The sequence below is a fragment of the Psychrobacter sp. 1Y10 genome, from assembly GCF_052259005.1.
In the GTDB taxonomy this organism is placed as follows: Bacteria; Pseudomonadota; Gammaproteobacteria; order Pseudomonadales; family Moraxellaceae; genus Psychrobacter; species Psychrobacter saeujeotis.
In genome coordinates this window covers 221,932-230,522 of the sequence record NZ_JBQQES010000006.1, presented here as the reverse complement: position 1 = coordinate 230,522, position 8,591 = coordinate 221,932, and the positions used below count along the sequence as shown (strand labels likewise).

Sequence of the window (8,591 nt, the reverse complement as noted above, 5' to 3'; positions counted from 1 at the left end):
CTCGGGGGTGTAGTGTCGTGTTTTCATCGTTGTATTCTCTCAGAATGTTGAGTCTCCGACAATCCCGGGGCGGTTCAAGGAGAAATCTGAGGATTGGCTAAGTTAAAATGTATAAAGTCTTCGATCCGTTGTAGATGCGCGGCTTTGATCGTTGAGTTTTGACTATCTGCTAGAGATAAGGTGGGTCGATGTAGAGTATGTATGATTAAGTCTAATAGTTGTTGCTCGAGAAACTGAGACTCTGTAGAGGATAATGTAAAGTTAGTGGCAAGGTGCAGAGCATGATTGATTTGATGATTAAGTAGTCTGCCCGAGCCTTGTTCAGTAGTAATGGCCTGAGCAAAATACTGCTCTATTAAACGCTGATGGTTTTCTAGTCTGGCTATCGGTACTTTTAAGACTTGTAGCTTTACCGTTTCGGTATGATAAAATTGATAAGGTTGGTGAGATAGCTCAATAAAGAACTGACCAGGGTGACAAGTTAATAACCGTTTTTGTTGTTCAAAGCACACTGAGCCATTCAGTGGAAACGTAAGCAAAATACTATCGCAAGCCTTGGATACATCCTGTCCACTACGTTGATAATGTACAGAATCCGCGATATAGCCTGAGACACCCATTTGGGTTAGGATGGCTTGTTGAAGTTGACCTGTGAACTGGTTGGGGTTTTTAACTTGTACCTTTAAGTCAAAATAGGTATCACTAATTGCGTTTTGCCAGCCATCAGCATTTAGTAAAGGCTTGATTGGTTTTTGAGTGCTACTGGTGTTATCTATATGCTCATAGAGTTTTTTGCTTATGCCTTGACTATGTTCCATTTGCATTCATCCTTAAATGCTAGGTAATAAGTTTACAGCTCTTTATTCTCTCCACTTGGTTTTCAGATTTATCTTAACAAAAACGATAAATACCCTTCTCCCATAAAGAGAGAAAGGCTGAAATAGTTATGACTATTATATCCACATTATTGAATTTTGCTCAACTTGTATGTTCCAGATTGATGCAAATCAGCTTGCCAATTAGGTTTAACCACAATAGTTGTGGTTGGCTCTTCAATCAAAGCTGGACCGGTAACAACCGCTCCTGCACCCAGTTTATTGCCATCATAAATAGGGGTTTGCATCCATTGATAAGTATGGTCATGTATCATCTTGCGCTCATCCACTTTAGCGCTCTCCACCGATCCAACTTGAGTATCTAGGGTAGGTAGCTCAGGTTTGTTGACTTTCCCAATGATTGAAACTTCTACATTGACAAGCTCTACAGCACTGTCTCGTTCATCATAAGTATACAATTCTTTATGACGCTTGTGGAAGGCTTGTAGGATATCTTCGGCTGCATTACTATCTATGTTGCCGTTTGGCACGATGACATTGCATTCATGGACTTGTCCAACGTAGCGCATCTCCATAGCGCGTTCAATTTCTATATCTTCGTCACTAAATCCATCTTCTTTAAGCTTTGTAATACCGTCTTGCTCAAGCCTTGTAAGGGTATCGTTTAATGCTTCTAGCTCAACATCTGCAGACATAATCATAATTTGAGTGGCTAGATACGAGTATTTGACATCAGAGATGATTTGTCCAAAAGCGCATAGGCAAGAAGCTGACTTAGGTACAAGTATTGTATTGATACCCATCTCCTCTGCTAGTGAGATAATATGCATACCCGCAGCACCGCCAGCACAAACTAAAGCGAAGTCGCGAGGGTCATAGCCTTTTTCGATAGTAATACGGCGAATACCATTGGCCATGTTTTGATTGACAATCGTACTAATACCATAAGCTGCATGAGGTAAATCGATATCTAAAGGCTTGGCAATATGCTCATCGATAGCAGCCTTTGCTTTATCTTCATCTAAAGTGACAATCCCGCCTAGTACGGCACCAGACTGCAAATATCCCAATACTAAGTTTGCATCGGTGACCGTCGGTAGTGTGCCACCTTTACCATAACACGCAGGTCCTGGGGTCGCGCCTGCACTTTGTGGTCCGACCTCTAACATGCCAAAGTTATTGATATGACCAATAGAGCCACCGCCAGCACCTAGGGTTTCGACATGAATCATAGGTACACCAATGCGATTGCGCAAAAAGTCAATATCGCGATTTAGACTGGTTTTGCCATCTTTTGCTAGTGTAATATCGAACGAGGTACCACCCATATCGACAGTAATTACGTTATTAATACCGAAAGGTTCAGCGATATACAATCCCGCTTGCGGGGCAGAGGCAGGCCCTGAGTTGATCGCGTTAACCGCACGCTCTTTCATGACTTCACCCAATGCAAGCCCGCCATTAGATTGGAAGTAACGTACTGGTTGATCAGCGCCAAGTTGTTTGAAGTAATCATCTATCTTATATACGTAAGATGACATAATCGGACTGAGATAGGCATTAACTAGGGTCGTTGAGGTACGCGTATATTCTTTAATCTGCGGATAGACCTCACTACCGCAGCACACAAATACATCTGGCATATGCTGCTGTATCAGCTCTTTTGCTCGTTGCTCATGTTTGGTATCGCGTATTGACCATACAAAAGAGATGGCCACGCTTTTGACGTTTTGGCGTTTTAGCTCTTCTATGGCTGCTAAAATATCGTCTTCATTGAGCTCTTCACGCTCTGTCCCATCGGCAAGTATTCGACCGCGAATAGGGAAGCGCAAATCCCGCGGCGCTATTTGCGGTGCTGGCGGGTAGCTTGCATCGTAGCGGTGGCCTTCTTCTTTATGGCCCAGACGAATCTCAATGCTGTCTTCATGACCTTCCGTACAGAGTAGTCCTACTTTTACCCCTTTCATTTGAATCAGAGCATTTAGGGCAACGGTGGTACCATTAATACATAAGTCGCAGGCTTGGATGATCTCGGTAATTGGGCGATTGAATTTTTCGGAAATCTGTTGCAGCCCGTTAGCAATCGCTTTAGTACCATCTTCAGGGGTAGAAGGGGCTTTGAATAGATGTATATCGCCCCCATTTTCAGCCAATACGAAATCGGTAAAAGTACCACCAGCATCTACGCCTAAACGAAATTCATAACTCATAATTCATCCTTAAACTTTTCTATTTTATATGTAGAGTCAGTACATCCCTGTACCAACTATGCCGCCTCTGCCCGTAATGCTTGAGTCGCTTTTTCATCTAGTTGCATGGTTTTGCTATCAATGACGACACCGTATTCTTTTGCAGCGGCAGTCACAGAGACAATCCCTTCGATGACGTCACGTAGCACCGCTTCAGGCTCACGCTCAAAAGAGCGACCAAAGCCGCCGCCACCAGGATTGGTATTCCGCGCGCGCTCTCCTGACTTAATCTCAATTACCGTATTGTGAAGATGAGTATCGGTGGTGCCACCTTCACGGAACACTTCTAATTTTCCTAACTTGAGCTCTGGAGAGATTTGCTCAGCACCGCCTGCACCCATCGTTGGGATATGACGCCCTTCACCAAAAGCAACAACGGTCATGGTGTGATCGAGGGGTTCTACCTCCCAAACTGTACCGCAGCCGCCGCGCAAGCGTCCTGCGCCACCACTATCTTCTGCCAGTCCATACTTATGGACGACGATAGGATATTGATATTCTAATAACTCGATATCACCTGAGCTTAACGCACCAAAGCAGCACAAAGGCCCGCAAGCATGCCAACCATCCATTTGCTGAGTGGCGCCTGCGCCTGAGATAATAGAGGCGAGTACCATGGTGACATATTGCTCACCCGTTTTTGGATCAATGCCGGCGATGTTGACTCCTGACGAATGTCCCCATGATGCCGTTACGCGCTCAGGCGCTGCGTCCTCTAACGCCTTACGAACTGCATCTGTCAGCGTCTCCATCGGTGTGGTGGTACAGTTGACGTGAGGCGCTGGCTCTTTGGCATTACATAGCGTGCCATGTTCACCTAAATCAACGGTGACGCAGCGATACAGACCTTCGTTATAAGGAGGGTCCACTTGCGCGAACATCATGAGGCCAAGCAAGACGCCTGACATTGAGTTACCGGCATAAGAGTTGATAAAATAAGGCACTTGTGGCGGGCTATCTATCTTGATATGTACATCGCTACCTTTGATAGTAATGTCTGCACTGATAGTCAAATCGCCAAGACCATGCCCTGAATCTTCCAGAACGGCCTCGCCATGATACTCACCATCATTCAGCGATTCGATGAGCGAGCGCATGTGCTTATCAGCCATGTTTTTCAGCTCTTCGATCGCTGCACGAACCGTCTCTACGCCATATTTGTCTAGCAACGCAATCATGTTGCGCTCACCAACCGCGCAAGCACCGTACTGGGCATTCAAATCGCCTTCTTGATTGCGACGTGAGCGCATATTGCTATGAATTAGGTTGATAACGTCATCACGTCTAACGCCTTTTTCCCATATTTTGATGGGTGGAATGCGCAAGCCTTCGGCATAAATCTCTTTGGCATCTGGGTTATAACCAGCAGGTACAGGACCGCCGATATCGGTGACATGACCTTTACATACCGTCCAAAATACCAGCTCACCGTCATAAAACACAGGCTTATACATGCAGCAATCTAAAATATGACTGCCCATAACGACAGGGTCATTATGATATATAATGTCGCCTTCATGGATATCGTCGCCATAAAATCCTGCCACCGCTTTCATGGCTGGCATTAATGAGCCTAGATGAATAGGAATGTCTTGACCTTGCAGTATCATCTCAGGTAGATGATCAAACAGCGCATTACTATAATCATGCGCTAGGTTAAACACACTAGAGCGTGCTGTTTTTTCTAAGGTAAGTGTCATCTCGCGTTGCGCGGTTTCTAACGCGCCGCGGACAACGGATAAAGTGATAGGATCGAGGGCCTTGGTTGAAGCGGTGGTCGAGGTGTTTTTAGCTTGATTCATGATTCACTCCTTGTAATCTTATTATCGCACTGGCTTTACTATAACAATGCTAACCACAAATAAATGGATTGAGCAGGCACAGTATTTGACTGTCAGTGCACTTTTTATCTCATTTATTTAGCCAGTCGTTGTTTTTGGTGAGAGTTGTAAAACGTGTTGCTGAGTTTTGGGCATCAATATCGCGTACAAGACAGTCGCTGTAATAAAGGTCAAGGTCGCATACCAATTGACCCAGCTGCCGCCCAGATTCATAAGCACGATTCCGACGATTGAGGCTGCTATCCAAGCGACCAATCCTGACTTATCAAATGCTGGCAAGCGCTGCGGATCAATGATGGGAACCGCGCCAAAGATGTCTTTTCGTTTAGGATAAAGAATATGGGTGAGGGCAATCGCCACCCAAGCCACCACAAATACACCTTGATAGGCAAGCGCTTGTAACAGATAAGCAAATACATCGAGTAGCATCAGAACGAAAATAAAAGTACCAATTAATAAAGCGCCAACAAATTTTGGAATTTGAATATTGATGGTATCTTTGAGGAATGCTTGCAGATTGGTTGTCGCCAATAAGTAGTTGGCAGTATTAATACGAGTTTGTGTAACGACGACAAAGATAAGACCGAACACACCCATCAATTTTACCAGTCCTAAAGTGATGGACACCTCGGATAATGCGCCTTCTAAGGGGATAGTGCTCACTAAATAAATCCCCGCCAGTCCGCTCAAGAAAAAAGCGACTAGATAGAAGGGGATGCCGAAATTAAACCAAGATAAGAATTTGCTGTCTTCTTGCTTGCCATAACGCGCATAATCAAAGGTATACATCATCAATACCCATATGCCCATGTAATATACGGCAACGTTCCACCAGCCAAAAGGCAGTGCTTCTTCAGGCCCTAAAGACAGCCAAGCACTACTATAACCATACTCATTGGTCGCCATGACGACCGCCGCAATGAGCCCGATAATGTAAAACGGCAAGAGCACACCATTTAGTTTGTCCAGCCAGTTTTGTACGCTGCCCATAATCATAGGCACACTATAAGCCACCACGATCAAAGCGGCTATCCAGTAAGGAACAGAAGGGTAAGTTTGGCTAAAGGTGACGGCAATGACAGAGCCTTCAAATACCGCGTAATACATCGCCGTGGCAAAAAATATCAGTGTCGCTAAAGCTGCGCCTTTATGACCGAATAATACGCGAGAAAACAAGGCCACTGACATGCCTGTGCGAATGGCATAGCGAGTGATGATTCCATTTATGATTCCGTAAGCGCCGCAGCTTATCAATAAGCCGATAATCGCATTCTTAGTCCCATAGTTCTCTGCCATTGCAATACCAATGACCAGATAGAACATGGCGCTACAGACGCCCCACCATGCCATGGTTAAGGAACCTTTTGTAGCTCGATCTTCGTTTGACACCAACTCTTGGTTAGGATCAGAAGGGGTAGCAGAATTATCCTGGCCCTTATTCTTTGGTTGTATTACACCTGCCATATCACACTCCTTATGATAGTCTATTGGTTGTACCGTCGTCGTAATCGTCTATCGGCTAAACATAATTAGCAAAGACTTCTGTTTCGTTGACAGTAGCCACACCATGTTTTTTACGTCCTGTAAAATGGTGTTATTCCTACAATATCTCTATAACTAAAAAGATAACTGTAGTCATTTAACTATAGACAATACCTTAAGAAATAAAATGACTGGAGATGCAGAGTTTTTGATTGAGGGTGCAGGGTTGTTAGGGTTTTTTGATTGATGGTTTTTGTTAACTTTCACCTAGCCACATCCGTAATAGTTATTTATAGTACTATCAGTAACTATAATTCGCTCAATCACCATAACCAATACCATCATAATAATTATTAAAAATAGGGCTTAAAAAGATGGATACCTTAAATATCCTATACCTAGTGGGGGCATTGTTAATTTTTGCCAGTATCATGGCAAGTACACTATCAGCACGCTTGGGCGTTCCGTTGTTACTGCTGTTTTTAGCAGTAGGCATGTTGGCGGGCGAGCAGGGTATCTTAGGAATTGAGTTTTCACAATATAATATTGCCAACTTCGTCGGGCAGGCGGCCTTAGCTTGTATCTTGTTAGACGGTGGATTGCGTACCTCGTTTAAATCATTTCGAGTCGGTCTAAAGCCTGCGGTCACTCTAGCGACTTGGGGCGTACTGGCTACCGTTATGGTGCTAGGAGTCTTCGTTACTTGGTTACTTGATGTTGATTGGCGCTTTGGTTTGCTGATGGCAGCAATCGTTGGCTCGACCGATGCGGCAGCAGTATTTTCTCTATTACGTAATGGCGGGGTCAAGCTCAACGATCGTGTTCAAGCCACGCTCGAATTAGAGTCTGGTGCCAACGATCCTTTGGCTATCTTGTTGGTTACGGGCTTAATCGCTCTAAATGTAGATCCTGCTGGGCAGACCGTATTTGGATTTCTAGGATTGCTATTACAGCAATTGAGCTTTGGCTTGGGAATGGGCTTACTTTTCGGTTATCTACTCTCTAGGCTATTACCCAAGGTTCATTTAGCAGAGGGTATGTATGCAATTTTGATACTTTCTGCTGGCTTGTCAGTCTTTGCAGCTACCAATTTAATCGGCGGTAGTGGCTTTTTGGCTGTCTACCTCACTGGTGTGCTAATTGGCAACCATAAAGTGCGCTCAACTGAGCATGTAATGCGAGTGATGGATAGCTTTGCATGGTTGTCGCAAGCGGTACTCTTCGTCGTTTTAGGACTATTAGTCACACCATCAAACGTCATCAATGTTTGGCATTATTCAGTGGCAATCGCCGCCTTTATGATTTTGGTTGCCCGACCTATCGCCGTCTATACCAGTGTTAAGCCTTTTAAGTTTAAAGATAGGGAGATTGGTTTTATCTCTTGGGTCGGTTTGCGCGGTGCTGTCCCTATTACCCTTGCCATTTTGCCAGTCATGGCGGGAATAGATGGCGCTTTTATGTTGTTCGATATTGCGTTTGGGGTGGTGGTCTTATCGTTGATTTTACAAGGAACGACCATTCCTATTATGGCAAATTTATTTAAGGTGCGTATTCCGACTAATAAAGACCCAAAAGAGGAGCACGAAGTTTGGGTGTCAGACAAGGCAAGTATCACTTTATACGAGTTTGAAGTTCAATCAGGGGCGTTTGCCATCGGTCGTCATCCTAAAGGCATCTCCAACCGAGTCAGTCCTGATGAGATTAGTATTTTTGCGCTAGTGCGTGGACAACAAATAGTCATTGTCGATGAAAATACTAAGCTGAAATTTGGTGATAGCGTCTGGTACGCCATGAGGGGCAATCATGCCAGTAAGATTGCCAAGATCTTTAATGATACGACGTTAGATCGTAAAGCCATTGATGACTTCTACGGAGATTGGTTGTTATCACCCAGTGTAAAGCTTGGGGATTTACCGTTTTTTACTGGTGTCATGGCATCCGAAACCCTCACACATAAGCTCAAGTCTAAAGCTGACGACCCATCAATAAACATGTGGCAGCAGACCGTGGCTGAGTACGTTAAAGAAAGCTTGGACACGGCTCCAGTGTCGGGTGATACGGTCACGATAAATGACGAATGGTCGTTAGTTATTAAAGAGGTCGATGACAAGGGAGCGCTTAGAACCATTGGCTTAAAACACCAAGAATTGCCAACGATGGTCTAAGACAATAAACAAGCTTTG

Annotated in this window: 5 protein-coding genes; 1 reads left to right on the top strand and 4 read right to left on the bottom strand. The window is 44.5% G+C overall.

Annotated elements, in window-relative coordinates; all coding sequences use genetic code 11:
* Positions 1-74: 74 nt before the first annotated feature.
* The 4 genes from ACTXGH_RS09785 to ACTXGH_RS09770 all read right to left on the bottom strand — a co-directional run bounded on the left by ACTXGH_RS09785 (position 75) and on the right by ACTXGH_RS09770 (position 6,390).
* Positions 75-818, bottom strand: coding sequence for a cupin domain-containing protein (locus tag ACTXGH_RS09785; RefSeq protein ID WP_439296669.1), 744 nt, complete (start codon positions 816-818; stop codon positions 75-77).
* A gap of 146 nt (positions 819-964) precedes the next feature.
* The gene (capA, locus tag ACTXGH_RS09780) at positions 965-3,046 is read right to left on the bottom strand and encodes a caprolactamase subunit alpha (protein WP_439296670.1); all 2,082 of its coding nucleotides are present in this window, start codon (positions 3,044-3,046) and stop codon (positions 965-967) included.
* Between the two features lie 56 nt (positions 3,047-3,102).
* Entirely contained in the window at positions 3,103-4,887 is a 1,785-nt protein-coding gene (capB, locus tag ACTXGH_RS09775; protein ID WP_439261084.1) for a caprolactamase subunit beta, read from the bottom strand.
* A 117-nt stretch (positions 4,888-5,004) separates the two neighbouring features.
* Positions 5,005-6,390: a purine-cytosine permease family protein gene (locus tag ACTXGH_RS09770; RefSeq protein WP_439296671.1), complete on the bottom strand. Its 1,386-nt coding sequence runs from the start codon at positions 6,388-6,390 to the stop codon at positions 5,005-5,007.
* A 392-nt stretch (positions 6,391-6,782) separates the two neighbouring features.
* Here ACTXGH_RS09770 and ACTXGH_RS09765 point away from each other — a divergent pair, with 392 nt between their 5' ends.
* Entirely contained in the window at positions 6,783-8,573 is a 1,791-nt protein-coding gene (locus ACTXGH_RS09765; RefSeq protein WP_439261068.1) for a potassium/proton antiporter, read from the top strand.
* Positions 8,574-8,591 lie beyond the last annotated feature (18 nt).

What these genes read in the sequence shown, in the direction of transcription:
- capA (WP_439296670.1), bottom strand. Translation starts at nt 3,046, where the DNA reads ATGAGTTATGAATTTCGTTTAGGCGTAGATGCTGGTGGTACTTTTACC.
- capB (WP_439261084.1), bottom strand. Translation starts at nt 4,887, where the DNA reads ATGAATCAAGCTAAAAACACCTCGACCACCGCTTCAACCAAGGCCCTC.
- ACTXGH_RS09765 (WP_439261068.1), top strand. Translation starts at nt 6,783, where the DNA reads ATGGATACCTTAAATATCCTATACCTAGTGGGGGCATTGTTAATTTTT.
- ACTXGH_RS09770 (WP_439296671.1), bottom strand. Translation starts at nt 6,390, where the DNA reads ATGGCAGGTGTAATACAACCAAAGAATAAGGGCCAGGATAATTCTGCT.
- ACTXGH_RS09785 (WP_439296669.1), bottom strand. Translation starts at nt 818, where the DNA reads ATGGAACATAGTCAAGGCATAAGCAAAAAACTCTATGAGCATATAGAT.